Origin of the sequence: Hymenobacter sp. CRA2 (assembly GCF_002007105.1) — a bacterium.
Lineage (GTDB): Bacteria > Bacteroidota > Bacteroidia > Cytophagales > Hymenobacteraceae > Solirubrum.
This window is the reverse complement of sequence record NZ_MVBC01000008.1, coordinates 162,235-188,279: the sequence shown is the minus strand read 5'-3', so window position 1 is coordinate 188,279 and position 26,045 is coordinate 162,235. Positions and strand designations below refer to the sequence as shown.

Below are 26,045 nucleotides of genomic sequence, written 5' to 3'. Positions count from 1 at the left end.
GTAAGCGGAAACAAAACGCAAAGGTACAGGGGAACCTCACCCCCGGCCCCCTCTCTTTTGCAGAGGGGGCCGGGGGTGAGGTTTCACGACGCCTGGTAGAGGCCGGTGCGCAACTCGTGCAGGGCCGCCGCAAACTGCTGGCTGCCGCCGAAGCGGCGCACCAGCTCGGTGGGGGTGCCCAGGTCGCGCAAGGGGTCGAGGGTAAGGACGTTGGGGGATTCGAGGCCGGCGGGGCCTTCGTCGGTGTACTTGTCGAGCAACAGGTCCAGCACCTGCCGGGCCGGCGCCCCGAACCGCTCGAAATAGTCGCGGCGGCGTACCCGTTCGGCGCGCTGGCGGCGGGTCAGCGGGGGCTGGTCGTAGGCCACGTGGCAGAGCAGGTCGAACAGGTCGAGGTCGGGCTGATTGGCTTGTTCCTGCAGCTCGGCCAGCAGCAGTCCATGGGCTTCCAGCTCCTGCACCAGCTGCTGCGGGTTGTCGGCGGTGCGCCAGCGGGCAAGGAAGTCGGTCAGGTCGGCGTAGTGGTTGCGCAGGCGGCGGCGGGTGTAATCGAGCAACGACTCGGTAATGAGCCGGCCATCGGGCCCGTAGTACTGCACTTGTTCGCGCAGCACGCTTACGGGTACATCGCGCACGTAGACTTTGGGGCGAGGCCCCGGATTGGGGCCGCCAGGCAGGACAGGAACCGGGGGGCTGGCCGGTGGCGTGCCTCCGCTTACGGCTCCGCTCATGTCCTCGTCTTCGGGCTCTACTTCTATTACGTCTTCCGGTTCGCCGTCAAAATTGGGGTCGGCAAACAGGCGGGTGGCGTTGCGGAAATCGAGGATGGTGAAGAAGAATTTCTTATGCTTCTCATCGATGCGCGTGCCCCGGCCGATAATCTGCTTGAACTCGGTAAGGGAGCTAATGGGCGCATCCAGCACGATGACCTTGACCGTCTTGGTATCCACGCCGGTGGTGAGCAGCTTGGAGGTGGTCACGATGACCGGCATGGGGTCTTTGGGCTCGGTAAAGCGCTCCACCCAGCCCAGGTAGTTGGGCTGGTCGCTGGTGAGCTGCATCACGTACTCGGGGTGCTGGTGTACCATGCCCTGGTTGCGGTTGACCAGCGCCGTGCGCATGCGGCTGGCATGTTCCCGGTCGATGCAGAACACGATGGTTTTGGCGTACCGGTCGCCGAGGGCGTGCAGGAACTGGGTGACGCGCTCGGCTATTTTCTCAGTGCGCTTTTCGAGCACCAGGGTGCGGTCGTAGTCGGAGAGGTTGTATTCCCGGTCTTCCACTTCGCTGCCGTTGCTGTCCTTCTGCCCTACTTCGGGGCGCCAGCTCAGGTCCCGGTCCAGCTGCACGCGCACTACTTTGTACGGGGCCAGGAAGCCGTCGGCAATGCCCTGCTTGAGCGAGTAGGTATAGATGGGCCGGCCGAAGTAGTCGTAGTTGGAACGGTCTTCGTCGTTGCTGGGGGTAGCCGTCAGGCCCAGGTGGGTAGCCGTGGGGAAGTAATCCAGAATGGCCCGCCAGCGGGAATCGGCGGCGCTGCTGCCCCGGTGGCACTCGTCCACCACGATGAGGTCGAAAAAGCCGGGGCTAAATTGCTTGTAGGCCTCGGCCTCGGGGTCGTTGCTGCTCAAGCCCTGGTAGAGGGCAAGGTAAATTTCGTAGGCGTGGTCGACGTGGTGGTTCTTTACCAGCGTCATGCTGTCGCCGAAGGGGCGGAAGTCGCCGCGGTATGGCTGGTCGATGAGGATGTTGCGGTCGGCCAGAAACAGGATGCGCTTTTTGGCACCGGCTTTCCACAGGCGGTGAATAATCTGGAATGCGGTGTAGGTTTTGCCCGTGCCGGTAGCCATGACCAGCAGCAAACGCTTCTGCCCGCGGGCTACGGCTTCTGCGGTTTTGTTCACGGCTACGGCCTGGTAGTAGCGCGGCTCGTGCGTGGTGCTATCCTGGTAAAATGGCTGGTTCAGCAGCTTCTGCTGCTCGGGCTGCTCCAGGCCCTTGTAGCGGCAGTAGCGTTGCCACAGCTCCTGTGGCGAGGGAAATTCGTCGAGGCTGATTTGCCGCTCCAGCACACCGTTGGCCTGAGTCAGGTCGTGTTCCAGGAATCCGTCGCCGTTGGAGCTATAGGCAAACGGCACATCCAGCAGCTGAGCGTAGTCCAGCGCCTGCCGCATACCAGCACCAATAGCGTGCTTGTTGTCTTTGGCTTCCACCACGGCCAGCGGCACGCCGGGCTGTTGGTAGAGCACATAATCCGCGAAAAGCTTATTCCCGCGCTGGTGCATGTTATTGCCACGCACTTGAACTCGCCCAACCGTCAGGGTTACTTCTTCTCTGATTTGTCGGTGTAAATCCCAACCTGCTTGCTGCAGCGATGGGGTAATGTATTTGGAGCAAATGTCCCGCTCGGAAAGTAGCTTTTTATCCATCACCCGAAATGAAAACCCCACTTCCAACTCAGGTGTGGAAGCGGGGTATCAAAGATAACTTTCGGCTATAGCTTATGCTAGCCTCCTACCGGTACAGCAGGTACTTCTTGCGCATCTGCTTGTACTGGCTCAGCTTCGGCTCCCAGGAGGCCCGGATTTGCTCCGGGGTTTGCCCCGTCTCGATCTGCTTTCTGAAGTCGAGCGTGCCGGCCAGGCCATTGATGTTGCCGATTTCCTTGCTCTGCGTGCGGTCAAAGAACTTCTCCTTATCCGGGTAAGCCTGGTAAAGCGCCAGCATCCAATCCAGGTTGATGCGCCCGGTTTTGCGCAGCTCGTGCACGTCGTACTGTCGCAGGTCGAGGCCGTAGCAGACTTGGTTCATGTACAAGGGCGTCTCGCTCATGCCGGGGATGCTGATGGGCGTGAAGGAAAAGCTGTATTTGCCCTGCAAGGCGGGGCTGCCTAGCACGGTGAACGGAAACTGGGTCCCGCGGCCGAGGTTGAGCGCCGTGCCCTCGAACAGGCAGGTCGACGGGTAGAGCAGAATGCTCTGCTGGGTGTTCAGGTTGGGCGAGGGTTTTACCGGCAGCACGTACTCCATATCGTGCCGGTAGTTCTTCACCGGAATGATTTTGAGCCGGCAGGGCTTGCCGCCGGGCAGCCACTTTTCGCCGTTGACCATCTGGGCAAATTCGGCGATGGTCAGGCCGTGGGCAATGGGAATGGGAAACTGCCCGATGCCGGATTTTAGCGCCATGTCCAGCACCGGCCCGTCGACGAGGTAGCCGTTGGGGTTGGGCCGGTCGAGGATGAGCAGCTCCTTGTTATTTTCGGCGCAGGCGTCCATCACGTCGCGCAGCACATTGATGTAGGTGTAGAAGCGGCAGCCCACGTCCTGCACGTCGAACATCATCACGTCCACGTCGGCCAGGTCTTCCGCCGAGGGCTTGCGCTTCTTGCCGTACAGGGAAATAACCGGGATGCCCGTGGCCGGGTCTTTCTCGTCGGCGACTTTGGCGCCGGCGCTGGCGTTGCCCCGGAAACCGTGCTCCGGCCCGAACACCTTCACGATGTTCACGCCCCGGCTCGGCAGGCTGTCGACCAGGTGCCGCCGGCCTATGACGGTGGTGGGGTTGGCCAGGATGGCGACGCGCTTGCCCTTGAGGTAGCCGAGGTAGGCCTCGGTTTGGTCGGCGCCGGTGATGATAGCGGTTTTGGCGCGCGGGCTGCTCGGCTCGGCAGCCGGCACTAGTTCTTGCCGGTTTAGCCCGGCGACCAACGTGCCAGTCGACAGCAGCGAAGCAAATAGATAAGCGAATTTCATGGCGTGGGCGGGCAGTTTGCGGGAAGGGGGCTGCGGAAATTAGCGCTTTTCCTCCATGCAGCGGCTGTAGCGCCCGCGTGCGCCGGCAGCCCAGCATCCCGCCGCCGCGGGGCTACGCCCCTACCAGCTGAGCACTTGTCTGGGTCTCCTGTTTCGCTAGCCACACGGGCATGTTCACGCCCTTTATTACCAGCCACAGCGCCAGCGACGTCTCTGCCACGAAAGAAGGCAGCATGATGAAGGGGAACAGCTGGTCGGCCACCTCAGGCGCGACGATCAGCGCGAAGCTGTTGACGATGTAGCACAAGCCGGCCACCTGCATCAGCAGGCCCAAGAGCCGCGGCAAAAAGCCCGCGCGGATGATGAGGTAGCCCCAGCCCAGGCAGGTGCAGCCAAAAAACAGCAGGCCGATGCCGAAGCCGTAGCTGTGGGCCTGAATGAAGACGTAAGCCAAGGCGTGCCGCTGAGCCGGGTCCAGCACCCGCAGGTACGCCGAATCTTCAAGCAGCAACGTGGGCAGCAGCAGGTTCAGCTTGTTTAGTGCCAGCACGGCGGTCTGAACGATATTGAACAGCAGCGCCATGAACGCCACGCGCGGGTTTATGGGCTTTAGCAGGGTGTACAGCACGAACATTACCAGCACGTCCAGCATGTGCATCAGCAAGTCGCCGGCAATGCCCGCCCGCCAGAGCAGCGACGAACTGCTGATGCGCTGCGCCGTGGCGGCAGCATCTCCGGCCACCACCAGGGTGTTGCGCACAAACGCCTCGCCGAGCAACCCGGCCGCAATGATGACCAGGTAAGCAATGCCGCCCAACCGGACGTACTTATTCGGCGAAGCGCCCAAGGTAGAATTCAGCATATCGGCCCTAATATATAAGACTAAATATATTGAAGATGCGCTGCCCTGCTGACGCCTTTAGCCCTAATCGGGTGCTACGGCCCACAAACCTCACAGCAGGGAGGTCTGCGGACCTTCCCAAAACCAGATAAACGACAAGGCCCGCCGAAGCTTCGGCGGGCCTTGTCGTTTACTGAGGCGGCAGGCTTCACGGCGTGTTCTGCACCACTTGGCCGGCTTCGGGCTGCTGGGCCGAGGGTTCCTTGATGGTACCCAGCTCGCGGCCCACTTCGATAAAGGCGTTGATGGCTTTGTCCAGATGCTCGCGGTTGTGGGCGGCGGAGAGCTGCACGCGGATGCGGGCCTGGCCCTTGGGCACCACCGGGTAGTAGAAGCCCACCACGTAAATACCCTTCTCGAGCATTTTGGCGGCGAATTCCTGGGCCAGCTTGGCGTCGTAGAGCATGACGGGCACGATGGGATGCTCGCCGGGCTTGATGTCGAAGCCGGCGGCGGTCATCTTCTCGCGGAAGTACTTGGTGTTTTCCTCCAGCTTGTCGCGCAGCTCGGTGCTCTCGGTCAGCAGATCAAGCACGCGGATGCTGGCGCCCACGATGGCCGGGGCCAGCGTGTTGGAGAACAAGTAAGGGCGGCTGCGCTGGCGCAGCATGTCGATGATTTCCTTGCGGCCCGAGGTGAAGCCGCCCATGGCCCCGCCCAGGGCCTTGCCTAGCGTGCCGGTGATGATGTCGACGCGGCCCATGACGCCCCGGTACTCGTGGGTGCCGCGGCCGGTTTTGCCGAGGAAGCCCATGGAGTGGCACTCGTCAATCATGACCAGCGCCTGGTACTTGTCGGCCAGGTCGCAGATCTGGTCGAGGCGGGCGATGGTGCCGTCCATGGAGAACGAGCCGTCGGTGACGATGATGCGGTGGCGGGCGCCCTTGGCTTGGGCGTCCTGGAGTTGCTTCTCCAGGTCCTGCATGTCGTTGTGGGTGTAGCGGTAGCGCTGGGCCTTGCACAGGCGCACCCCGTCGATGATGCTGGCGTGGTTGAGCGCGTCGCTGATAATAGCGTCCTGCTCGTTGAACAGCGGCTCGAACACCCCGCCGTTGGCGTCGAAGGCGGCGGCGTAGAGGATGGTGTCCTCGGTGCCCAGAAACTCGGCAATCTTCTGCTCCAGCTCCTTGTGAATGTCCTGGGTACCGCAGATAAAGCGTACCGACGACATGCCGTAGCCGTGGGTATCAATGGCTTCCTTGGCGGCCTTAATCACTTCGGGGTGGGAGCTGAGGCCCAGGTAGTTGTTGGCGCAGAAGTTGAGCACCTCGCCGGCCTCGTCGGTTTCGATTTCGGCGCCTTGCGGGCTGGTGATGATGCGCTCCTTCTTGTAGAGGCCGGCATCCTTGATTTCCTGTAGCTGCTGCTGCAGGTCGGGCTGAAGGGTGGTGTACATCGAGGTTGGGGTACGTGGGGAATCGGTGGGCGAAGGTACGGCCGTGGCCGTACTCAAAGCTACGCAAAACCTCCCCCGGCCGCCGCTTACTTCTGGGGCAAAGCGGCTAGTACGTGGTTCAGGCTGGATGCGGGGTTTACCGCTACGTCGGGGGCCACCCCAACCAGGTCGAGCCGCTTGCCGTCGGCGGTGTAGTAATCGGCGGTAGGGACCCACAGCACAAACGGGGCGGGCAAGGCAAACCGCTCCCCGCTCAGCATGGCGCCGGCGGTGTTTTCGCCCACCACCACGGCGCGCTTGTTGTGCTGATAACTGTAGACCAGCGGTTCGCACGCACTGGCCGTTTCCCGGTTCACCAGGAAATACACGCTGCCGCTGAAGGGACGGGTATCCGGCGGGGCAAGCAAGCAGACGCCCTTCGTCTGATGAATAGCCGCCATGATGCGTTCATAACTCGCTTCGGAGAATGACTGCAGGCTCTTGTACTCGCTCTGCTTCGGGGGCGTGGAGGAATGCTCAAACCAGTGGCGGGTGACGATGGCGCCCAGGTACACCGTATCGGCTGACAGGTACCGGGCCAGGGGCATCACGGCCTGCACCGACCCGCCCTGGTTGTCGCGCAGGTCAATGATCAGGTTCTGGTAGGGTTTGGCTTTCAGCAAGGTCACGACGCTGTCCATTTCCGCGGCGGTGCCGTTGAAGGAGCGCACTTGCAGATAAGCCGTTTGCGGGGCCACTTCCCGAAGCGCCACATTGCCCACGGGCAAGGCCGGAGCGCTCCTGCCCGGGGCAGGCGTTAGGGCCGGGCGCTGGGAGCTTAGGCTGTAGTGGCTGAACGGCAGGCGCGCTGCCCCGAGCGTAAACACAATCTTGAGCTGGTAATCGTCCCAGATGGCGCCCTGCTGCCGGCGGAGCTGCTGCTTGAACGCCACCCAAGGCCCCTGCCGTAGCAAATGGGGGTTGTAGAACTTGCGTTCCGTCACCTGGATGGCCGAGTCAATGACTGCCGCGTAATTTCTCAACGGCTTTTTCTGCGCCAGCCGGCTGCCTTGCCAATCATTTCGGGATTTGCCATCGGCAGCGGTAACGGCGCGGAAAGCGCCGCGGTAGATGGTGGCCCGAAACTGCCGCTGGCTGTAGACGGACTGGAAGCGGCCTTCCAACACCAGACTGTCCCCGCTGGTCCGGGTCTGGCCTTCGATGTAAATCAGGCTGCCGTGGATAGTTTTATTGGCCAGATGGTCTTTGTTGGCGGCGGCATCCGGCGCAAACGTTTTTAGCACATCCTTCTGGGAATAGAGTTGGAAGGAGCCTCGGTCTAAGCGGAGCGTCCACAGGTGCAGGTCGCCGGAGGTCGTATTGGTTACTTGCCAAACGGACTCAGCCGGAATGGCCTGGGCCAGCACCGGGGCTGCGCACCCCATCAATGCTAGGATGGATAGAACGGATGCTGTATTCATAGCTTGTCGGGGAAGTAAGGTGAATGAAGGCCCGCTGGGTCGGGCGCAAGCCCTCAGCATGCGCTCAGATGCAACTAGCAGGCGCATAGTTGCCTAGCCTCCCGGCTGGCAGGCTCTGCCTTCGGACCTGGCATGAACTTCCCGCCGCCGGGCTGCTGGCCGGAGCGCCACGAGGCAGCTTGCATCGGCCGGCGCCCCGCTTACCTAATAGCACAGCCGGGGGAGCGGCCCGGCCTGCGTATACTTGCGCGCCGCCTCACCATCCCCGCCGTTCTTCATGCTTCTGCCCCAACCAAGCCGCCTGCTCCGCCTCGCCCTGACCCTGCTCCTGCCCGCCGCGGCCCAGGCCCAAACCCAACCTGCCTTCACCCCGCAAACGCGCGAGTTCATTCGCACCGACGCGCCGTTGATTGCCCTCACCGACGCCAAAGTCATCGACGGCACCGGCCGGCCGGCGCAGCAGCACCAGACTGTGCTCGTGCGCAACGGGCGCATCGAGCAGGTAGGGCCACTGAAAAAGGTGAAGGTGCCTAAGGACGCGCAAGTCATTAACTGCGCCGGCAAGACGCTGATTCCGGGCCTGGTGATGCTGCACGAGCACCTGTACTACACCATGCCCACGGGCCAGTACTTCAACATCGCGCAGATGCCCTACTCCTTCCCGCGGCTGTACCTGGCGGGCGGGGCCACCACCATCCGCACGGCGGGCAGCATCGAGCCGCAGACGGATCTGGCTATCAAGCGCATGGTGGCCGAAGGCAAGCTCATCGGACCCGACATCGACGTGACGGCGCCCTATATGGAGGAGCCGGGCATGGATATTCCGGCCCTGAACACCATCCACGGCCCCGAGGACGCTACCCGCACCGCCGCGTACTGGGCCGACCGCGGCTGCACTTCCTTCAAGATGTACATGCACGCCACCCGCGCCGACCTCGCCGCCGTGGTCAAGGAAGCGCACCAGCGCAACCTCAAGGTGACCGGCCACCTCTGCGCCATCAGCTACCGCGAAGCCGCCGAGCTGGGCATCGACAACCTGGAGCACGGCTTCATGGCCAGCTCGGACTTCGCTGCCGGCAAGCAGCCCGACAACTGCGACTACCCCGCCGCCCGCCAAGGGCTGATGCGCCTGCCGGCCAATGCGCCCGAGATGCAAAGCCTGATCAGCTTCCTCATCAGCAAGAAGGTGGCCCTGACTTCGACCCTGCCCGTGTTTGAGCCCTACACCGGCCGCGAAGCCGTGCTGGGCGGCGGTATGGAAGCGCTGATTCCGCAGCTGCAGGAGCGCGAAACCAAAACCTGGCAGCAAAACCAGCGCAAGGACTCGGCCAGCGCGGCGCTGTTTAAGAAGGAGTTGGGCTGGGAAAAGCAATTTCACGATGCGGGCGGCCTACTCGTATCGGGCACCGACCCTACGGGCGCCGGCCGCACCATTGCCGGCTACTCCAACCGCCGGCAGGTGGAGCTGCTGGTGGAAGCGGGCTTCACGCCGGTGCAGGCCATCAAAATCAGCACGCTGAACGGGGCCGTGTTCCTCGGCCGCGACAAGGAAATCGGCTCCATCGAGGCCGGTAAACAGGCCGACTTGGTGCTTATCGACGGCGACCCGGAAAAGGATATCCAGCAGCTGCGCCGCATGGAAGTGGTGTTCAAGCGCGGCGTGGGTTTCGACTCGGCCAAGATCTTCGAGTCGGTGAAGGGCAAGGTGGGCCTGAACTAAGCTGACAGGTCGTAGCCGTTTGAGCCGGCTTTATTAGCCTGCATGACGCCCTGCGTGGTTTGTGGCCCACACGACCACTGCCCAACCGGCCCCAACGCACCCGCCGACAGCCACCGGCGTAAAACCGCTTGCTTTGCACTTTACCCTTCACGGCCCGGGCGCCTGCGTGGCGCGCAGCCGTGAGCTTTCCACCGCATGAACGTACACCTCCAGCAAATCCTCGATAATCCTTTGGCTGCGGCGGCCATCGTCGGCAACCTCATCATCATCGAAAGCCTGCTCTCCGTGGACAACGCGGCCGTGCTGGCCACCATGGTGGGCGACCTACCCAAGGAGCAACACCAAAAAGCCCTGCGCTACGGCATCATCGGCGCCTACGTGTTCCGCGGCCTGTGCCTGCTTTTCGCTTCGTTCCTCATCAATTTCTGGTACCTCAAGCCCCTCGGCGGCCTATACCTGCTCTACCTGGCGTACCAGCAGTTCAAACCCAAAAACCACGGCTCGGCCGACGATGACGAGGGTGCCCCCGACAAGCAGAAAAGCTGGCTGTACCGCCGCACGCTGGGTATGTTCGGCCAATTCTGGGCTACCGTAGCCCTGATCGAGCTGATGGACCTGGCCTTTTCCATCGACAACGTCTTCGCCGTCGTAGCCTTCACTGACAACCTGATTCTGATCTGCCTCGGCGTGTTTATCGGCATTCTGGCTATGCGACTGGTGGCGCAGGCTTTCGTGCTGCTGATGGCCAAGTACCCCTTCCTGGAAACCTCGGCCTTCCTGGTCATCGGTTTGCTGGGCCTGAAGCTGCTGCTGTCCTTGTTCGAGCACTTTCAGCCTGAGCATCCGTTCAGCCGATTTCTTGAAAGCCACGCCGCCGACGTTGGCCTGACGGTGCTGACGGTACTCATGTTCTTGGTGCCGCTGGCTACCTCGCTGCTCTTCAACGTGCCGCGGCACCAGCGGCTGTAGGTTGCTGCTCCCAAGCATTTTATACCACTAAACCCACGTTGCGGCTCGGGATTAGAACTAGCTCCCCTCCTCAGCTGAGGAGGGGTTGGGGGTGGTTGAAAGGTTAAGGGTACTATCCGCCATCAGCAAGCGAGATGTCTCGACTTCGCTCGACATGACGGGCTGATGTGGTTGTTTCAGGAAGGTCAACCACCCCTAACCCCTCCTCAGCTGAGGAGGGGGACTAGTCTAACCTTAGTTCTAGCTTCAGGCTGTAGATTAACGTTGCCGAATATTTATTACAGTTAATGCAACTGACTGTGCATGTAGAGGCTCAGTCCATCAAGCACTATTCCCTTTACACCTATGCACGCACCCGTTTACCTCCGGCGCCGCTGGCGCAGCTTACTTCTGGCCGGTGCCGCCATGCTCGGCCTAGCCTCCGCGGCGCAGGCTCAGGCCCCGGCCAAAGTGTGGGACCGAACCCTCGGTGGCACGCACTTCGACTACTTGCACGCCATGCGCCAGACGCCCGACGGCGGCCTGCTGGTGGGCGGCAGCTCCCAGTCAGGCGTGTCGGGGGATAAGTCCCAGCCCAATGTGGGCAACACCGACTACTGGATAGTCAAGCTCGACGGCGCCGGCACCAAGCTCTGGGACCGGACCTACGGGGGCAGCAACGGCGAGGACTTTACCTGCCTGGAGTTGACCAAAGACGGTGGCTTTATCATCGGCGGCTTCTCCAACTCGCCCGCTTCCTACGACAAAAGCCAGGGCAGCCGGGGCGAAACCGACTACTGGATCATCAAGCTCGATGCCAACGGCCAGAAGCAATGGGACCGAACCCTGGGCGGCGCCAAAAGCGAAGCCCTGCGCGTGGTGCGCCAGACGGCCGACGGCGGCTACATCCTCGGCGGCGACTCGTACTCGGGCGCGGGCGGCGACAAAACCGGGGCCTTGCGCGGCATTCAGGACTTCTGGATAGTGAAGCTCGACGCGGCCGGCAACAAGCTCTGGGACCGGAGCATTGGGGGCGGCAACGTGGAGCAGCTCACGGGCCTGCAGCCCACGGCCGACGGCGGCTATCTGCTGGCTGGCAACTCGTGGTCGGGCGCCGGCGGCGACAAGTCAGCGTCTAACTTCAACCGGGAAGCCGATATCTGGGTGGTGAAGCTCGACGGCAATGGCAACAAGATGTGGGACAAGACCTTCGGCGGCGACAGTTACGACGTGTGCCAGGACTTGCAAGGCACGCCCGACGGCGGGTTCATCCTCGGCGGCTGGTCGAACTCCGGGGCCACGGGCAATAAAACCCAGCCCAGCAAGGGCGGCAACGACTTCTGGGTGCTGAGGCTCGACGGCCTGGGCACCAAGCTCTGGGACCGGGCCTACGGCGGCAGCGGCCACGACCAGATCTACCGCCTGCAGCCCACGGCCGACGGCGGCTTTGCCTTCGCGGGCGGCTCCAGCTCCCCCGTATCGGGCGACAAGACCCAGGGCCAACGCGGCAACGCCGATTACTGGCTGGTCAAAACCGACGCGGCCGGCACCCTGCAGTGGGACGTGACCATGGGCGGCAACCGTGATGATTTCTTGTGGGGGCTGGAGCAGACGATGGACGGCGGCCTGGTCATGGCCGGCTATTCCTCCTCCGACGCCGTGGGCGACAAAACCCACCCCGGCTACAACACGGCCCAGCCCTACGGCTACAACTTAGATATGTGGGTGGTGAAAGTCGGCGGCTCGGCCACGGCGCCGCCCGCCCCGGTGGTCGTGGTGCCGCCCACCGCCCCGCCCTCGGAAAGCCAAGCTGCCCCGGCCACCCTGGAAGCCTACCCCAACCCGGCCCACGACCAGCTCACGCTGCGCCTGCCCGCCGCTGCGCCGCGCACCCACCTGCAGCTCAGCCTCGTCAGTGCCCAAACGGGCCGCCCGGTACTGCGGCAGGAACTCGGCGCAGCGCCTGCGGCCAGCAGCATTCCCGTTTCGTTGCTGGGGCAGCCAGCGGGCCTGTACCTGCTCCAGCTCAGCGGCCCCAACGGCTACCGCTACTCGCAGCGACTGGTGATTGAGTAGCCGCGGCAGAGCAGCATTCGCACTTAGCAAACCAGAACTGCCCGGCACGTACATGTGCCGGGCAGTTCTCGTTTGGCTCGTTTTCAGTCGGCCGCGCCGCTACCGCCGCACCTGTCCGCGCTGAAAAAAGGCCTGCACCCCGCGGCGGCCGCTGGCCATCAGCAGCTGCTTCTGCGGCTCGGGCACGCGCTTGATTTTCGGGGCGAAGCCTTCGGTGCTGATGCTCACCGTGCGCGACCAGTCCTGCGGCTGGGCCGGGTTCAGGGTTTCCTCCACCAGGTTGTACAGCCCGCCGATGTAGGACGGCAAGTCGCGGATGGGATAAGGCGCCAGGGCCTGCCGGCCAGTGGCGGTGGTGTCGAGGGCAATCTGCTCGGCGCGGTCGAGGCGCAGGCCCAGGGTTTCGGGGTTGAACACGTTGCCGCGGGCATCGGGCGTGGCCGTGGTGCCGGTAGGTAGGTAACGCGGCTTGTCGAAGAGGTCCACCGGGTAATTGGCCAGCACGCCCCCGTCGACGAGCACCTGCACGGGCTGGCCCTTCTCGGGCTTGCCGTGAATGACGTTGTTCTGCGCGTCGAGCAGCACGGCCCGGAAGTACATCGGGATGCTCATGCTGATGCGCACCGCGTCGGCCACGCGCATCTGCGGGTTGGTTTCGTAGCTGAACACCTGCACGCGCTGGGTGGTGAGGTTGGTGCCGGTGGTGTACAGGTCGCGGAAGCGGCCGGGCTGCTGCTGGGCCAGATGGTGCAGCTCGCCCAGGGTGAGGTCGGGCTTGCTGGTTTTGCGGGCCACCAGCTCGGCCAGGTAGTTGCTGAAGGCCTCGCCGCGGTACCAGCCGTACTGCTTCATGAGTCGGTGCGAGCCGCCGAAGAAGATCATGCGCCCGTCGTTGAAGCGCTGAATGGGCGTGTTGTTGACCACCTCGATGATTTCGGCAGGGGTGTAGCCCACGGCCAGCAGCGCGGCCTGAATGGCCCCGGCCGAGGTGCCGCCCACCCGCTCGATGCGACCGAGCACGCCGAGCTTATCCAGTTCGTCGAGGGCGCCGCCGTAGGCAATGCCGCGGATGCCGCCGCCTTCCATCACCAGGTTGCGGTACGTGGGGGCACTGGCGGCCGTCTGGGCCGTGGCCGGAAGCGCCATTCCCCCCATCAGCAGGCTGCCGAGCAGCCCGATCCAGCGCCCGCGGCGCGTGCAGTGGTGCATCATACCCCAAAGATAACCGTACGAAGGTCGGCGGTTGCATGGCGCCGGGTGCGGGCGGGCGCCGCCAAAGGCGGTATCTTTGCGGCGGCCCGCGGGCCACTCCGCTCCCACGCTCCCATTCGGCATTCCCCACCCGTTTTCCCCACTTCCCCACTTATGAGCACACCCGGCACAGGCGACACAATTCTGGTTATTGGCGCCGGCGGACAACTCGGCTTCGAGCTGACCCACGAACTACGCCAGCGCTACGGCGCCTCCAACGTTATTGCGGCCGATGTGCGCCTGCCCAAGCACCCGGAGCTGGCCCAGGCCGGCCCCTTTGAGCAGCTCGACGTGCTCGACCGCGCCCGCCTCGGCGAGGTGATGCAGCGCTACCGCCCCAAGCAGGTGTATCACCTGGCCGCCCTGCTCTCGGCCACGGCCGAAAAACAGCCCGAGTTCGGCTGGCAGCTGAACATGGACGGCCTGTTCAACGTGCTCAACGCCGCCCTCGAATACGACAAGCCGCGCATCTACTGGCCTTCGTCCATTGCCGTGTTCGGCCCGAACACCCCGCGCGACAACACGCCGCAGTACACCGTGATGGACCCCGGCACGGTGTACGGCATCAGCAAGCAGGCCGGCGAGCTGTGGCTCGACTGGTACTTCCGCCGCCACGGCCTCGACGTGCGCAGCCTGCGCTACCCCGGCCTGATCGGCTACAAGAGCCTGCCCGGCGGCGGCACCACCGATTACGCCGTCGACATCTACCACCACGCCGTGCACGGGTTGCCTTACCAGTGCTTTCTGCAGCAGGATACCTACCTGCCGATGATGTACATGCCCGACGCGCTGAAGGCCACGCTGGATTTGATGCACGCGCCCGCCGAGCAGATCAAAATCCGCACCAGCTACAACCTGGGCGCCATGAGCTTCTCGCCGGCCGAAATCACCCGCAGCATTCAGCAGCACCTGCCCGATTTTCAGGTCACGTACCAGCCCGATTCGCGCCAGCAGATTGCCGACAGCTGGCCCAAGAGCATCGACGACTCACGCGCCCGCGAAGACTGGGGCTGGCAGCCGCAGTTCGACCTGGACAAGATGACGGCCGACATGCTGCAGCACTTACAGCAGGAGCCTGAGTATCTGGCGCCGCTGGCCGCTGCGAAATAAAATCACCCGGTGCCACGACTCTGAAAGTCGTGGCACCGTTCTTTTGCAGGCTGTTGTCAAGCCTTGGTGGCCCCGCGGCTATTTACGGGCAGGGTAGCTTTTCCAGCACGGCGCTTACTGCCCGACGATACCCCGCCTGTCCCCCGTACTTCTTCGCAGCATCCGCATGCAGCCCTTTCTCAACTTATGGTCGGTGTTGATTCTGCTGGGGGCCGCGCAGGGCCTGCTGCTGAGCTGGACGTTCTTTTTCGCACCTCAGGGCGTGCGGCTGAGCAACCGCTTGCTGGGTTTGCTGGTGCTTAGCCTGGCCCTGCTGGTCGTGGAGATTTTGCTGTGCTACTCCGGCTACATTCAGTTTGCACCCTATTTCGTGGGCCTCACCGAGCCGCTGGCCTTTGTGGTGTCGCCGCTGCTCTACCTCTACACCCGTAGCCTGACGGAGCCCGGCTTCCGCTGGCAGCCCCGCTACCTGCTGCTCCTGCTGCCGGCTGCCGTGCACGCCGTGTACATGGTACCCTTCTTCGCCCAGAGCGAGGCCTGGAAGCTGCGTTCCGTGGCCGAATCGTTTCACCAGCCCCACCCGGCTGCCCCGGCCGCCGCGCACGACTTCTGGTGGTTTGCCTCTTACACCCAGTTCTACGCGGCTTTTTACCTCGTGCTGGGTGCTTACCTGCTGGTGTACGCGGGGCTTCAGGTACGCGTCCTGCTGGCTTATCAGCGCCAGCAGGTGGCCAGTTCGGCTCCGGCTCTTAGCTGGCTGAAGCGTCTGGGCCTGGGCTGTGGGCTGTTGCTGCTCGTGTACGTGGGTGCCACCACCTATTTCCACTCCACCACAGGCGACATGAACGACGCCGGCGACGTGTGGGTGGCGTCCCTCATTGCGCTGCTCTTCTACAGCATGAGCGGGCGGGCCATCAGCCGGTCCTCGCTGCTGGCCATGCAGACTACGCCCGAAGCCCCACCGGCGGAGGCCGCTACGCCGCGCCGGAAATATGAAAAAACGGCACTGAGCCCCGATGCCGCCTCGGAAATTCTGGCCCGGCTGCGCGCCCTGATGGATGCCGCTCACCCCTACCGCAACCCCGACCTGTCGTTGGCGGAGTTGGCCAGCCTGCTGCGTCTGCCGCCGCATCACCTCTCCCAGGTCATCAACGAGCAGTGCCAGCAAAACTTCTTCGACTTTATCAATGCGCACCGCATCGAAGAAGTAAAACGCCAGCTCCTGAGCCTCGAAACCACGCACCTGAAGCTGGAAGAAATCGGCTTTGCGGCCGGCTTCAACTCGAAATCAGCGTTCAACGCGGCCTTTAAGAAGCATACCCAGACCACTCCGTCCCAATTTCGAAAAAGTGCCGTGGCGCAGTAAAAACACGGGTTTGCCGGAGTCGTGGCGTCCGGACTTGTAAGGCAGTACGCCGGGTTTGCGAGGTATGTCGTGGCTTGGGAGGCTCACTGGGTAGGTTTGAGCATCGATTCACCTACCCCCTCCTCAACGATGAGCCTTGCCTCTTCCCCCCCTCCCACGGCCAGCCGCCGCTACGACCTCGACTGGCTCCGCGTACTGGCCTTCGGTCTGCTGATACTCTACCACACCGGGCTGATTTTCGTGGGCTGGAAATTCCACCTCATGAGCCAAGTCAGCACCCCCGCGCTGGAGCTGCCCATGGAGTTCCTGAACCAGTGGCGCATGCCCCTGCTGTTTGTAATTTCCGGGGTTGGCGCCACCTTCGCCCTGAGGCGCCGCACGGCCGGGCAGTTTGCGGGCGAGCGGCTCCAGCGCCTGCTGCTGCCGTTGGTGTTTGGCATGCTGGTGGTAGTGGTGCCACAGGTGTACTACGAGCGGCTGACGCAGGGTGCCGGCTATACGTCCCTGCTCGACTTCTACCCCCACTACTTCGAGGGCACTTACCCCAAGGGCAACTTCTCCTGGAACCACCTGTGGTTTATTGCTTACCTGCTGCCCTTCTCGCTGCTCAGCCTGCCCCTGTTTCTGCAGTTGCGCAAGCCGGCCGCGCAGGCCGCGCTGGCCCGCCTGAGTCAGTGGCTGCAGCAGCCGGGCCGCGTGCTGCTGTTTGCGCTGCCGCTGGTGCTGCTGCAGCTCGTGTTGCGCCCCTACTGGCCCGACCACCGCAACCTGGTTTCGGACTGGTTTAACTTCGCTTTCTACCTGACCCTGTTCATCTATGGGTACCTGCTAGGCCCCTTGGCGGGCTTCTGGCAGGCCGCTGAGCGGCAGCGCTACCTGTTCCTGGCCCTGGGCCTGGCCGCTTTCAGCTTCTATTACTGGGCCGACGACTATTATTACGCTCTTATCGGCGGGGCCATCAAGCGCGCTGTGCAGGGCTTCAACTGCTGGTGCTGGATACTCGTCTGCGTGGGTTTTGGGCGGCGCTACCTCAACCGCAACTCCCCGCTGCTACAGCGCGCCAACGAGGCGGTGTACCCATTTTACATTCTGCACCAAACGGTGCTTATCGTGCTGGGCTACTACGTGCTGCAATGGCACGCCACCAACGGCGCCAAATTCCTGATTATTGCCTTGGGTACCTTCGGCTTCACCGCGCTTCTTTACGCCGTAATCGAGCGTTTTTCGGTGCTGCGGGTGCTGTTCGGCCTCAAGCCCCGGGCGGCGCGCAAAGCCGCGCCGCATCAGGCACTGGCTACCGCTGCTTATCAGGCTTAGCAAACGGTCCATCGGGAAGTGAGCAGCCGCCGGGCAAACCACACGGGAGTTGCGGCGTAACCGGTCAGCGTCCGTAGCTACCGGGGCCAGTAGCCCGTATCAAGCAACCGGTTCCATCGTACCTCTGGCCCCATCTGCTCCATGATTGTCAACTACACCGCCGACGGCTGGCAGCTGATTTACCAACAGGCCCACGCCCTGCTGGCGGCCCAGCTGCTGCACCAGTGGCCTGCATTTCTGCCCCTCGACCGGTGGGTGGGCCTGCTCGCCGCCGCCGCCCAGCACGACGACGGCCAGCGCCGCTGGGACGGCCGCTACGCCCTCACGCCCGCCGGCGCCCCGGCCGACTTCACCATGAAGGACTTCTCGCTGGAGCAGGCCACCGAAGTCATGCACGAGGCGCGCTTTCAGGGCCGCTGGCGTAGCCTGCTCACCAGCATGCACATGAGCTTTCTGTACGAGGAGCTGCGCGGGCAGCAGCCCGAAATCGATGTTTTTCTCGATGAGCAGCGCCAGTGCCAGCAGCGCTGGCGCCGCGAGCTGAAGCTGAAGAAAGATGAGGCCCAGCAGGCCTACGCCCTGCTGCAGTGGTGCGACCGGCTCAGCCTGATTCTGTGCCGCCGCGAACTGCCCGAAATGGAGCGCGCCCTGGAAATCAGCCTGGGGCCCGACGGCCAGCGCTACGACGTGCGCCAGCGCGCCGATGAGTCGGTACAGGTGGCGCCGTGGCCCTTTGCCGCCGCTGAATTTGAGGTATCGGTAGAAGCCGCCGTGCTGCGCCAGCTGCAGTTCGGCAGCGACGAGGAGCTGAGCGCGGCCATTAAGGCAGCCCCAGCCGAAACCCTGCGCTGGACGTTGCGACGCTGAGCTCCTCGTCAACGCGTGGAGCCCCGGGGCCGTAGTACCGCCTAGACTTACTCCGCCGACCTAGCTCCGTGCCATGGCTTCTCATTTCCGCCTCTCTTCGCTGCCCTCGCTGCTGAGCAATACGTTCGCGCAGTTCAACGAGAACAACTCCCTGCGCCTCGCCGCCGCCCTGTCCTACAACGCGGTGCTCTCTTTGCCGCCGCTGCTGCTCATCGTCATTGCCACGGCCGGCACCCTGCTAGGGGAAGAGGCGGTGCAAGGGCAGGTGTTTGCCCAGCTCAATGGCCTGGTCAGCGCCGACGCGGCCAAGACCATCCAGGACTCCATCAAAAGCTTCAACCAGCAGCGTCAGGGCGGCATGTCGGCGGCGTTGGGCATTGGCACGCTTATTTTCACGGCCACTACTTTCTTCGTCACCCTACAGGAATGCCTCAACAGCATCTGGAACCTGCGCGTGAAAACGGATAACAACGTGGGCGTGATTAAGCAATTCGTCCGCGACCGGGTGCTATCCTTTGGCCTTATCCTGAGCGTGGCCCTGCTGCTGCTCATTTCGTTCGTCATCAGCGCCACGCTCAGCTTTTTCACCGGTTACCTGCAGCGCATTCTACCCGACGTGGCCGTAGTGCTCATCCGTCTGGTCGATTTCGTGCTGTCCTTCAGCGTCACCACGGTGCTCTTCGCGCTGATTTACCGCTTCCTGCCCGACGCCCTCATCCGCTGGCGCGACGTGTGGGTGGGCGCCGCCTGCACCGCTCTGCTCTTCGTGCTCGGCAAATACCTGCTCACATTCTACATCAGCACCGCCGACCCGGGCTCGGCCTTCGGCGCGGCGGGCTCCATCATTGTGCTGCTGATCTGGATTTACTACTCCTCCCTCATCATCTTCTTCGGGGCCGAGCTTACCCAGCAGTACGCCGACTGTTACGGCGCCCACGTAATGCCCAAAGCCCATGCCGTCCGCATAGAAGTGCGCGAGGTGCCGCCCGGCGAAAGCAAAGAAGAGCAGAAGACCGGCCGCCCCCACGCCGAAGGCCGCTGGAAACAGTAAGGCTATAGCACGCCGCGAATAGAATTAGGCGGCTGACCGGCTCCGCCTTACCTTGCCGGCATGAAGCTTTTCTATTTCCTGTTAGTTATCTGGGCGTTGACTATATCTGCGGCCCGAGCTGGTGGCCCGCCAACTCCCCCGGATACCATCCCCGGGCAACAGCAGCTGATCCGCCGGGTTGCGGCTGATGCCTGTAAAGAACTGGGCTCCCCTGCCGCTTCTCTTTCGGCGGCCGAAGCGCAGGAGCAGTTGGAGCGAGGCATCGAGGCAGCCATTACCAAGCACGAAAAAGCCGCCGAGCGGCTCAGCCGTTCGGCATCTTCGCCCGATGCGAGGCGGCAGTTCAGCGAGGGGTTTTCCACTGCCGTGGCGCTGGAACTGATTAAACACTGCCCCGCCGGCCAGCAACTCTACAACGCGTTCAGCAATACGGTGGCCGCGCACAGCCCTGCCGATCAGCTCCTGGAATCCATCGGCAACGACTTGTGCGCGAGCCTGGCCCGCCACCAAGCCAACGGGGATTTTGCCACCCGCAAGCCGGCAGAGCGGATGGAGCTTTTTCACGCCGATTTTTTACGGGTGGTCAACGGCTACGGACCGCAAATCATGCGCGTGCACGGCGCTAAGGCCAATACCCAGGCGTGGGTTGCGGACATGAGCACGCAGGTAACCAGCTACCTGGAACGGCACTGTCCCAACGCCCTACTGTCCTTGGGCCGTTAGCCAGCGCGCCCCGACGGCAGCCTGTGCCCGACCGCAGCCAGATGGCGCCCGGTAGGCTATTACGCAGCACGGCCCGCTACGCAAACTGTGCGTAGCGGGCCGTGTATGCTTTGTGAAGCACAGCGGTTACGCCGGCTGGGGCTGGCCTTCCTTGGTGGCTAGCTGCCCGCAGGCAGCGTCAATGTCCTTGCCGCGCGAACGGCGCACGTTCACCTGCACGCCGCGGTCGGCGAGGTACTTCATGAAGGGCACGAGGCGGTCCTCCTGCGCATTGAGGAAGGCAGCCGGCGCGATGGGGTTGTACTCGATCAGGTTGACCTTGCAGGGAATCCACTTCGTAATTTCCAGCAGGTTCTTAGCGTCCTCGATGGAGTCGTTGAAGTTGTCGAACACGATGTACTCGTAGGTCACCATGCGGCCCGTCACCTGGTGGTAGTGCTGCAGGGCCTCCTTCAGCACCGGCAGCGAGTTCGACTCGTTGATGGGCATGATGGTGTTGCGCTTCTCGTCAGTGGGCGCATGCAGCGAGAGGGCCAGGTTGGCTTTGAAGCCGTCGTCGGCCAGCTTCTTGATCATCTTGGAGATGCCGGCGGTGCTCACCGTGAGGCGGCGGGCGGCCATGCCCAGGCCCTCCTTGTTGTCAGTGATGCGCTCCACGCTCTTGAGCACGTTGGCATAGTTGAGCAGCGGCTCGCCCATGCCCATGTACACGATGTTGGTGAGCGGGGTACCAAAGTGCTCCTGGGCCTGCTGGGCGATGATGGCGACCTGGTCGAAAATCTCGGCCGTGTCGAGGTTGCGTTTGCGCTCCATGTAGCCGGTGGCGCAGAACTTACACGTCAGCGAGCAGCCCACCTGCGAGGAAATGCACGCCGTCATGCGCTCATCTTTCGGGATGAGCACGCCCTCCACGAGGTGGCCGTCGTGCAGGCGGAAGGCATACTTGATGGTGCCGTCCGAGCTTTGCTGCTGGGTATGGATCTGCACCGAGTTGATGCGAAAGTGCGCCTCGAGCAACTCGCGGGTGCTCAGCGAAATGTTGTTCATTTCGCTGAAGCTGGTGGCCACATTGCGCCATAGCCATTCCATTACCTGCTTGGCGCGGAAAGGCTTTTCGCCGTGCTCCACGAAGAAGGCTTTCAGCTCGTCGAGCGTGAGTTTGCGGATGTCGCGTTTGGTGACGATGGGCAGCGTGATCATAGCACAAAGGTACAACCAAACAGCGGCTTAGGTTCCCGGACGGGTCCGGGTTTGCGGGCGCGCCTAGAAGGCCACCGCTTTGCGCTGGCTGGGCAGGTAGGCCAGCCGGCGTGCCGGGGCGTCGCCCTGGGCGTAGCGGAAGCCGGGCAAGCCGGTTTGCTGCAGCTCAGTCCACACGCCGGCTTCCACCCCAGAAGCTGGTGCCGTACCGGGTGGCACGGCCGGCATCACAAACTGTTTTTGGGTCAGGAAGCCCCGAAACTGCGCCAGCATGTAGGCTTGCTGCCGGGCCGCGGGTGCCCGGCGCAAGGCTGTGGGCAGTAGCGCCGTGGCCGCAAACTGCTCGCGCCAGAGCGTGTCGCCGGCGGCCGAGATGATACAGAAGCGCACCACCGCCCGCTGCACGGAGTCGCCCACCAACTGCAGGCTGAATAAGTCCTGGTCACGTGCGGTGGAAAATACGTGCCGGCTCACGCTCTGCGACAATAGCCGTTGCTTGGGCAGCGCCGCTACGGCCGTGGCCGAATCGGGCCCGGTGGGGTACTGCACGGGTTCAGGGGTGGGCGCCGCCTGGACTTGGGTTCGTTTGGGCTCCGAGTCGCAGGCGGTAAGCAGGGAGCCGGCCAACAGCAGCAGGCCTATGGGGCGGGAGAGTACAGTCATCGAGCAAAAAAGCGGGGCGCAGGCTGCGCGGCCCGGCAGGTAGAGGTCAAAATTAGCGGCAGCAGGCGCTGATACGGATAAGTGCGCTACCTCGGCTGGCACAAACGCCGCCCGCGTCACCCGGGGCGGCAGGGCCGGATGCGCCGCGCCCGGTCATTTACGGTGGCAGTTTCCGCCTTTTTTGGCATTCCGTCTTCGAGCAGCAGCTGCCTATAACACCACTAGCCGACGCGGCCCCAACTCAGCCCGCGGGCTCAGGCCGACAGGCGGGCAGCCGCTTCCTCGGGCAGCGTGGCGAGCTTGCGGGTAGTGTAGTCGAAGCACAGCATGCCGGTTTTGGCCCGGGCTATTTCGCGGCCGGCGGTGGTGTGTACGTGGTACACCACGTCGAAACCGTACTTGTGCAGGTCGGTGGCGGCCATCTGCACGCGCAGTACGTCGCCGTAAAAGCCTTCGCCCTTGTACTCCACGGCCAGGTCGGCCATGATCATGCCCTGCCGGGTGGCCGGGTCGAACTCGGTGAGCTGCATCTGGCGCAGAAACTGCACCCGGGCTTCGTGCAGCAGGCTCACCAGGGCGTCGTTGCCGAGGTGGGCACCGTAGTTGAGGTCGGTGATGCGGACGGGCAGGTCGATGGTGACCGAAAACGCGGTGGGCAGCGCAACTTTAAGACGAGCCATGAAATAAAAAGAAGTTTGGAACTGCAACCTGCGCTCCGGCAATTACGATTAAGGCGATTTTTCAGCGTTTTACGGCCCACAAATATCGGCACGCCTAATTTGTGGAAGTTTATGATTTGACATTAACTTACATCCCGCTCCAGCCGCCTTGGGTGCGTTTCTGTTCCCCCTCTTCTCCTCCGTTCCCCCATGATTGTAGAAGTTCGCCCCACTGCCGATGGGTCCAGCACGCTTTACGTGCCGGCCCTCGACGAGCATTACCATTCCACCCACGGCGCCGTGCAGGAAGCCATGCACGTGTACCTGCAGGCGGGCCTGGAACCAGCCCTGAATGCGGCCAGCGGCCCCGCCCCGGTGTGGGTGCTGGAAGTTGGCTTTGGTACGGGCCTGAACGCGCTGCTCACCCTGCAGCGCAGCTTTACCTCGGCCGCCCCCATTTTCTACGATACCATTGAGAAGCACCCGCTATCGGCCGCCGTGATTCGCAAGCTGGGTGCCGAGCGCTACATCCTCAACCCTGAGCTGCTGGAATGCTACGAGCTGCTGCACGAAGCCAGCTGGGACACCACCGAGGCCCTGACACCCAACTTCGCCTTGCTGAAGCTGACCGGTGCCCTGCAGGATACGCCGCTGGCCGAGGACACCTACCACGTCATCTACTTCGATGCCTTTGCGCCTGAAAAGCAGCCCGATATGTGGACCGACGAAGTGTTTCAGCAACTGTACGCGGCCACTGCGCCGGGCGGCTGCCTGGTGAGCTACTGCGCCAAAGGCAGCTTCAAGCGCAGCCTGAAAGCGGCCGGCTGGCAGGTAGAGTCCTTGCCCGGCCCGGCCGGCAAACGCGAAATGACGCGGGCCTGGAAGCGGTAACCTGACTTACCCATCCCGGAAACTATCTTAGGGCGTCGGTTCCGCGTGCGGGGCCGACGCTTTTTGTATGCCCGATTCTTATTCCTCACCCCCGATTATCTCGCAGCTCACCCGCATCGGCGCCCACCACCTCAACCACTGCGAGGATTACACCGTGGTGGAAAGCCTGGGCGGGACGCGGCTGCTGGCGGCCGTGCTCGACGGCTGCACCATGGGCACCGACAGTTATTTCGCCGCTACGCTGGTAGGTAAGCTGCTGCGTCGGATTGCGGTAGAGCTGAGCTACGAGGCGTTTTATCAGCGGCAAGCGGCGCCTGAGCTGGCAGATACCCTGCGCGAGGTGATGCGCCGGCTAATGCCCGAGCTGCGCGCCCTGAAAAGCCAGCTGCAGCTCCGCGACGATGAACTGCTCACCACCCTGCTGTTGGCGGTGGTTAATACGGCTACTGGCGCCGTTGAAACCCTGGCCCTGGGCGACGGCCTGATATGCCTGGACGGACAGCTGACCGAATACGAGCAGCAAAACACGCCCGATTACCTGGGCTACCACCTCGCCGAGGACTTCGAGCTGTGGTACGCCGCGCAGGCACAGCGCCTTTCGGCGCTCGGCGTCAGGGAGCTGAGCCTGAGCACCGACGGTATCTTCACCTTTGTGCAGCCGGCGGCTCCTGCTGCGCCCTTGCCGCTCAATCCGGTCACCTACCTGCTGGGCGACACCACGGCCCCGGCCTCGCCCCACATGCTACGCCGAAAGCTGCTGGCCCTGGAACAGCGCGGCCTGGTAGCCACCGACGACCTGGGCATCGTGCAGCTGCGCTGGGCGTAGCCGGGCTGCTTGAGCTTTGGAAGGCAGCAACTAGCCGCAAGTGCACCTTTCCGCGTAAGTTGAAGCCGCATTATGAGCCAACGATTTCTCGATACCGAAGGGCCCGGCTGGGTAGAGCGCGGCATCATCAGCGCCGAACAGCTGCAGCAGTTGCGGGCGCTGTACCCCGAGCAGCCGCGGGCCATCGGCTTGCTGCCCCTGCTAGGCAGCCTACTAGTGGGCCTGAGCGCGCTGAGCGTAGTAGCGGCCAATTGGCAGGGCCTGCCCGAAGCCCTGCGCCTGGGGCTGCTCATCGGCGCGCTGGTGGGCGCCTACGCAGGCGGCGAGTACTTTCTGGCGCGCGGGCACCGCTCCATGGGTATTGGCTTGATTGGGCTGGGCTTACTGCTGTTCGGGGCGGGCATCGTGCTCACCAGCCAGCTCTACCAGCTCGTGGGCTACGACGTGACGGGCCTGCTGGCCTGGGTGGTGGCCGGCGTGGGCCTCACTTACCTGTACCAAAGCCGCTCCCTGCTCCTGCTCACGGTGGCCATTGGCGCGGTGGCGCAGGGCTATAGCGTGGGCAGCCTCAGCACCTACAGCTACGCCACCGCGGGGCTGCTGGCTGGCGGCCTGGGTTACTACTGGTGGCGCCGCCCCGATAGCCTGTGCGGCGTGGTGTTGTCGGCCGGGCTGCTGTGGCAGGCGGCGTTGCTGGTGCAGCACCTGCACATCAAAATCACCTGGTTTTTTGTGCCGGCTATGCTGGTATATGCCCTCGGCGACTGGCAGCTAGAGCGCCCGCAGGCCCGCGGCTGGCAGGCGCCCCCGCTGGTAGCAGCGTTTCTGTTTACGCTGGGGCTGGCCATGTTCGGTGAGGCGGGCAGCTACACCAACGAGCTGCGGCCCCAGCCGCTGGGCTTCCTGGGGGCTTTGCTGCTGGTATTTCTGTTGTCTCTGGCCGGCAAACGGGCCCGCGGCCGCCTCGGCAGCGCCGCCGACTGGCTCTTGCTGCTGCCGGGCTACTACTTCCCGGGCGGCTTGCCGCTGGCCGTGGCTACGCTGGTAGTGCTTTATGCCTATTCCGGCTCAGTGCTCTACCGTGGCTTCCGCGAGCAGGCCCCCGACCGCGTCAACCTCGGTACCGTGCTCTTCGTGCTCACGACCATGGTGGCTTACTTCAAGCTCACGTGGGGCTTCATGGACAAGTCGCTGTTTTTCCTGCTCGGGGGCGTGCTGCTGCTCGGGCTGAGCTGGTACCTGCGCCGCCAGGCTAATAGCATCCCGCCCGCCGACCAAACTTCTAACCCGCGTTCCTGATGCCGTTGCCGACCTTTCTGGTGCCCGCACCCGAACACCGCCGCCGCTGGGTGCTGCTGGCCATCGGGGCGCAGGTGGTGTTCCTGTTGCTGGTGGCCGCCGCGGGCTACGCCGTCACCAACTACGGGCGCACCGTCACGCTACGCACCTCTCCCATCGACCCGCGCGACCTGCTCCGCGGCGACTACGTGACCCTCAACTACGACATCAGCCAAGTACCCCGCCGCCTGTGGCGCGGCAGCGCCGAGCCCCGCCGGCGGCGCCCGGTATACGTGGAGCTGCAGCCCGATTCGGCCGGCTTTCACCGCGCCGTAGCCGTGTACCCCGACGAACCCGCGACTCTGCCGACGGGCCACGTGGTGCTGCGCGGCTGGGTAGCCAATGCCTGGCGCCAGGGCCTGCAGCTGCGCTACGGGCTGGAACGCTACTACGTGCCCGAGGGCACCGGCCTGCAGCTGGAGCGGCAGTCGCGCCGCGGCCCCCTGCGCGTGCACGTTAGCATCGCACCGTGGGGGCAGGCGCGTATCACGGAGGTGAGCCATACTCCTACTGCTTCGCCCCGGTAACT

General features: G+C 63.6%; 22 protein-coding genes. 13 read left to right on the top strand and 9 right to left on the bottom strand.

All coding sequences use genetic code 11. The features are described from left to right. Positions 1-83 precede the first annotated feature (83 nt). The 5 genes from hsdR to B0919_RS14205 form a co-directional block, all read right to left on the bottom strand. A complete protein-coding gene (gene hsdR, locus B0919_RS14225; protein ID WP_078012942.1) occupies positions 84-2,429 on the bottom strand; it encodes an EcoAI/FtnUII family type I restriction enzme subunit R in 2,346 nt (781 codons plus the stop codon). A gap of 85 nt (positions 2,430-2,514) precedes the next feature. After that, positions 2,515-3,753: an exo-beta-N-acetylmuramidase NamZ domain-containing protein gene (locus B0919_RS14220; protein ID WP_078012941.1), complete on the bottom strand. Its 1,239-nt coding sequence runs from the start codon at positions 3,751-3,753 to the stop codon at positions 2,515-2,517. A 112-nt stretch (positions 3,754-3,865) separates the two neighbouring features. Further along, positions 3,866-4,615, bottom strand: coding sequence for a DUF4386 domain-containing protein (locus B0919_RS14215; protein WP_078012940.1), 750 nt, complete (start codon positions 4,613-4,615; stop codon positions 3,866-3,868). Between the two features lie 187 nt (positions 4,616-4,802). Continuing rightward, complete coding sequence (gene kbl / locus B0919_RS14210) at positions 4,803-6,050, bottom strand: glycine C-acetyltransferase (RefSeq protein ID WP_078012939.1); 1,248 nt, start codon at positions 6,048-6,050, stop codon at positions 4,803-4,805. 86 nt (positions 6,051-6,136) lie between these two features. Continuing rightward, a complete protein-coding gene (locus B0919_RS14205) occupies positions 6,137-7,510 on the bottom strand; it encodes a S41 family peptidase (protein WP_176133049.1) in 1,374 nt (457 codons plus the stop codon). Positions 7,511-7,787: 277 nt separating this feature from the next. On the opposite strand from B0919_RS14205, the gene B0919_RS14200 reads away from it, so the two are divergent. The 3 genes from B0919_RS14200 (at position 7,788) to B0919_RS14190 (ending at position 12,254) form a co-directional block, all read left to right on the top strand. Further along, positions 7,788-9,230, top strand: coding sequence for an amidohydrolase family protein (locus B0919_RS14200; protein WP_078012937.1), 1,443 nt, complete (start codon positions 7,788-7,790; stop codon positions 9,228-9,230). A 195-nt stretch (positions 9,231-9,425) separates the two neighbouring features. Next, entirely contained in the window at positions 9,426-10,199 is a 774-nt protein-coding gene (locus B0919_RS14195; RefSeq protein ID WP_078012936.1) for a TerC family protein, read from the top strand. 345 nt (positions 10,200-10,544) lie between these two features. Continuing rightward, the gene (locus tag B0919_RS14190) at positions 10,545-12,254 is read left to right on the top strand and encodes a T9SS type A sorting domain-containing protein (protein WP_078012935.1); all 1,710 of its coding nucleotides are present in this window, start codon (positions 10,545-10,547) and stop codon (positions 12,252-12,254) included. Positions 12,255-12,353: 99 nt separating this feature from the next. On the opposite strand, the gene B0919_RS14185 is transcribed toward B0919_RS14190, so the two are convergent. Continuing rightward, the gene (locus B0919_RS14185; protein ID WP_176133048.1) at positions 12,354-13,466 is read right to left on the bottom strand and encodes a patatin-like phospholipase family protein; all 1,113 of its coding nucleotides are present in this window, start codon (positions 13,464-13,466) and stop codon (positions 12,354-12,356) included. A gap of 153 nt (positions 13,467-13,619) precedes the next feature. Between B0919_RS14185 and B0919_RS14180 the strand changes: the two genes are divergently transcribed. The 6 genes from B0919_RS14180 to B0919_RS14155 all read left to right on the top strand — a co-directional run bounded on the left by B0919_RS14180 (position 13,620) and on the right by B0919_RS14155 (position 19,939). Further along, the gene (locus tag B0919_RS14180) at positions 13,620-14,615 is read left to right on the top strand and encodes an NAD-dependent epimerase/dehydratase family protein (RefSeq protein ID WP_078012933.1); all 996 of its coding nucleotides are present in this window, start codon (positions 13,620-13,622) and stop codon (positions 14,613-14,615) included. A 166-nt stretch (positions 14,616-14,781) separates the two neighbouring features. Next, a complete protein-coding gene (locus B0919_RS14175; RefSeq protein WP_078012932.1) occupies positions 14,782-15,981 on the top strand; it encodes a helix-turn-helix domain-containing protein in 1,200 nt (399 codons plus the stop codon). Between the two features lie 129 nt (positions 15,982-16,110). Beyond that, positions 16,111-17,298 carry an acyltransferase family protein gene (locus tag B0919_RS14170; RefSeq protein ID WP_078012931.1) on the top strand — a complete coding sequence of 396 codons (1,188 nt, stop codon included), beginning with the start codon at positions 16,111-16,113 and terminating at the stop codon, positions 17,296-17,298. Between the two features lie 141 nt (positions 17,299-17,439). After that, positions 17,440-18,165: a DUF3891 family protein gene (locus B0919_RS14165; RefSeq protein WP_078012930.1), complete on the top strand. Its 726-nt coding sequence runs from the start codon at positions 17,440-17,442 to the stop codon at positions 18,163-18,165. Between the two features lie 73 nt (positions 18,166-18,238). Beyond that, entirely contained in the window at positions 18,239-19,216 is a 978-nt protein-coding gene (locus tag B0919_RS14160; protein WP_078012929.1) for a YihY/virulence factor BrkB family protein, read from the top strand. Positions 19,217-19,276: 60 nt separating this feature from the next. After that, positions 19,277-19,939 carry a hypothetical protein gene (locus B0919_RS14155; protein WP_139362132.1) on the top strand — a complete coding sequence of 221 codons (663 nt, stop codon included), beginning with the start codon at positions 19,277-19,279 and terminating at the stop codon, positions 19,937-19,939. A 126-nt stretch (positions 19,940-20,065) separates the two neighbouring features. Here the strand turns inward: B0919_RS14155 and rlmN are convergent, their stop codons facing one another. The 3 genes from rlmN to B0919_RS14140 all read right to left on the bottom strand — a co-directional run bounded on the left by rlmN (position 20,066) and on the right by B0919_RS14140 (position 22,482). Beyond that, positions 20,066-21,139 carry a 23S rRNA (adenine(2503)-C(2))-methyltransferase RlmN gene (gene rlmN, locus B0919_RS14150; protein ID WP_078012927.1) on the bottom strand — a complete coding sequence of 358 codons (1,074 nt, stop codon included), beginning with the start codon at positions 21,137-21,139 and terminating at the stop codon, positions 20,066-20,068. A 63-nt stretch (positions 21,140-21,202) separates the two neighbouring features. Beyond that, on the bottom strand, positions 21,203-21,802 hold the full coding sequence (locus tag B0919_RS14145) for a hypothetical protein (protein ID WP_078012926.1): 600 nt from the start codon (positions 21,800-21,802) through the stop codon (positions 21,203-21,205). 254 nt (positions 21,803-22,056) lie between these two features. Then, on the bottom strand, positions 22,057-22,482 hold the full coding sequence (locus B0919_RS14140) for a thioesterase family protein (RefSeq protein ID WP_078013021.1): 426 nt from the start codon (positions 22,480-22,482) through the stop codon (positions 22,057-22,059). Positions 22,483-22,671: 189 nt separating this feature from the next. On the opposite strand from B0919_RS14140, the gene mnmD reads away from it, so the two are divergent. From mnmD to B0919_RS14120, 4 genes are all read left to right on the top strand, one after another. After that, positions 22,672-23,352: a tRNA (5-methylaminomethyl-2-thiouridine)(34)-methyltransferase MnmD gene (gene mnmD / locus B0919_RS14135; RefSeq protein WP_078012925.1), complete on the top strand. Its 681-nt coding sequence runs from the start codon at positions 22,672-22,674 to the stop codon at positions 23,350-23,352. Between the two features lie 67 nt (positions 23,353-23,419). After that, positions 23,420-24,178 carry a protein phosphatase 2C domain-containing protein gene (locus B0919_RS14130; RefSeq protein ID WP_078012924.1) on the top strand — a complete coding sequence of 253 codons (759 nt, stop codon included), beginning with the start codon at positions 23,420-23,422 and terminating at the stop codon, positions 24,176-24,178. A 72-nt stretch (positions 24,179-24,250) separates the two neighbouring features. Further along, positions 24,251-25,477: a DUF2157 domain-containing protein gene (locus B0919_RS14125; protein WP_078012923.1), complete on the top strand. Its 1,227-nt coding sequence runs from the start codon at positions 24,251-24,253 to the stop codon at positions 25,475-25,477. Beyond that, complete coding sequence (locus B0919_RS14120) at positions 25,477-26,043, top strand: GDYXXLXY domain-containing protein (RefSeq protein ID WP_078012922.1); 567 nt, start codon at positions 25,477-25,479, stop codon at positions 26,041-26,043. The genes B0919_RS14125 and B0919_RS14120 overlap by 1 nt, the downstream gene beginning before the upstream one ends. Positions 26,044-26,045: the final 2 nt, after the last annotated feature.

Coding starts and splice junctions, on each gene's coding strand:
- hsdR (WP_078012942.1), bottom strand. CDS start 2,429: ATGGATAAAAAGCTACTTTCCGAGCGGGACATTTGCTCCAAATACATT.
- B0919_RS14220 (WP_078012941.1), bottom strand. CDS start 3,753: ATGAAATTCGCTTATCTATTTGCTTCGCTGCTGTCGACTGGCACGTTG.
- B0919_RS14215 (WP_078012940.1), bottom strand. CDS start 4,615: ATGCTGAATTCTACCTTGGGCGCTTCGCCGAATAAGTACGTCCGGTTG.
- kbl (WP_078012939.1), bottom strand. CDS start 6,050: ATGTACACCACCCTTCAGCCCGACCTGCAGCAGCAGCTACAGGAAATC.
- B0919_RS14205 (WP_176133049.1), bottom strand. CDS start 7,510: ATGAATACAGCATCCGTTCTATCCATCCTAGCATTGATGGGGTGCGCA.
- B0919_RS14200 (WP_078012937.1), top strand. CDS start 7,788: ATGCTTCTGCCCCAACCAAGCCGCCTGCTCCGCCTCGCCCTGACCCTG.
- B0919_RS14195 (WP_078012936.1), top strand. CDS start 9,426: ATGAACGTACACCTCCAGCAAATCCTCGATAATCCTTTGGCTGCGGCG.
- B0919_RS14190 (WP_078012935.1), top strand. CDS start 10,545: ATGCACGCACCCGTTTACCTCCGGCGCCGCTGGCGCAGCTTACTTCTG.
- B0919_RS14185 (WP_176133048.1), bottom strand. CDS start 13,466: ATGATGCACCACTGCACGCGCCGCGGGCGCTGGATCGGGCTGCTCGGC.
- B0919_RS14180 (WP_078012933.1), top strand. CDS start 13,620: ATGAGCACACCCGGCACAGGCGACACAATTCTGGTTATTGGCGCCGGC.
- B0919_RS14175 (WP_078012932.1), top strand. CDS start 14,782: ATGCAGCCCTTTCTCAACTTATGGTCGGTGTTGATTCTGCTGGGGGCC.
- B0919_RS14170 (WP_078012931.1), top strand. CDS start 16,111: ATGAGCCTTGCCTCTTCCCCCCCTCCCACGGCCAGCCGCCGCTACGAC.
- B0919_RS14165 (WP_078012930.1), top strand. CDS start 17,440: ATGATTGTCAACTACACCGCCGACGGCTGGCAGCTGATTTACCAACAG.
- B0919_RS14160 (WP_078012929.1), top strand. CDS start 18,239: ATGGCTTCTCATTTCCGCCTCTCTTCGCTGCCCTCGCTGCTGAGCAAT.
- B0919_RS14155 (WP_139362132.1), top strand. CDS start 19,277: ATGAAGCTTTTCTATTTCCTGTTAGTTATCTGGGCGTTGACTATATCT.
- rlmN (WP_078012927.1), bottom strand. CDS start 21,139: ATGATCACGCTGCCCATCGTCACCAAACGCGACATCCGCAAACTCACG.
- B0919_RS14145 (WP_078012926.1), bottom strand. CDS start 21,802: ATGACTGTACTCTCCCGCCCCATAGGCCTGCTGCTGTTGGCCGGCTCC.
- B0919_RS14140 (WP_078013021.1), bottom strand. CDS start 22,482: ATGGCTCGTCTTAAAGTTGCGCTGCCCACCGCGTTTTCGGTCACCATC.
- mnmD (WP_078012925.1), top strand. CDS start 22,672: ATGATTGTAGAAGTTCGCCCCACTGCCGATGGGTCCAGCACGCTTTAC.
- B0919_RS14130 (WP_078012924.1), top strand. CDS start 23,420: ATGCCCGATTCTTATTCCTCACCCCCGATTATCTCGCAGCTCACCCGC.
- B0919_RS14125 (WP_078012923.1), top strand. CDS start 24,251: ATGAGCCAACGATTTCTCGATACCGAAGGGCCCGGCTGGGTAGAGCGC.
- B0919_RS14120 (WP_078012922.1), top strand. CDS start 25,477: ATGCCGTTGCCGACCTTTCTGGTGCCCGCACCCGAACACCGCCGCCGC.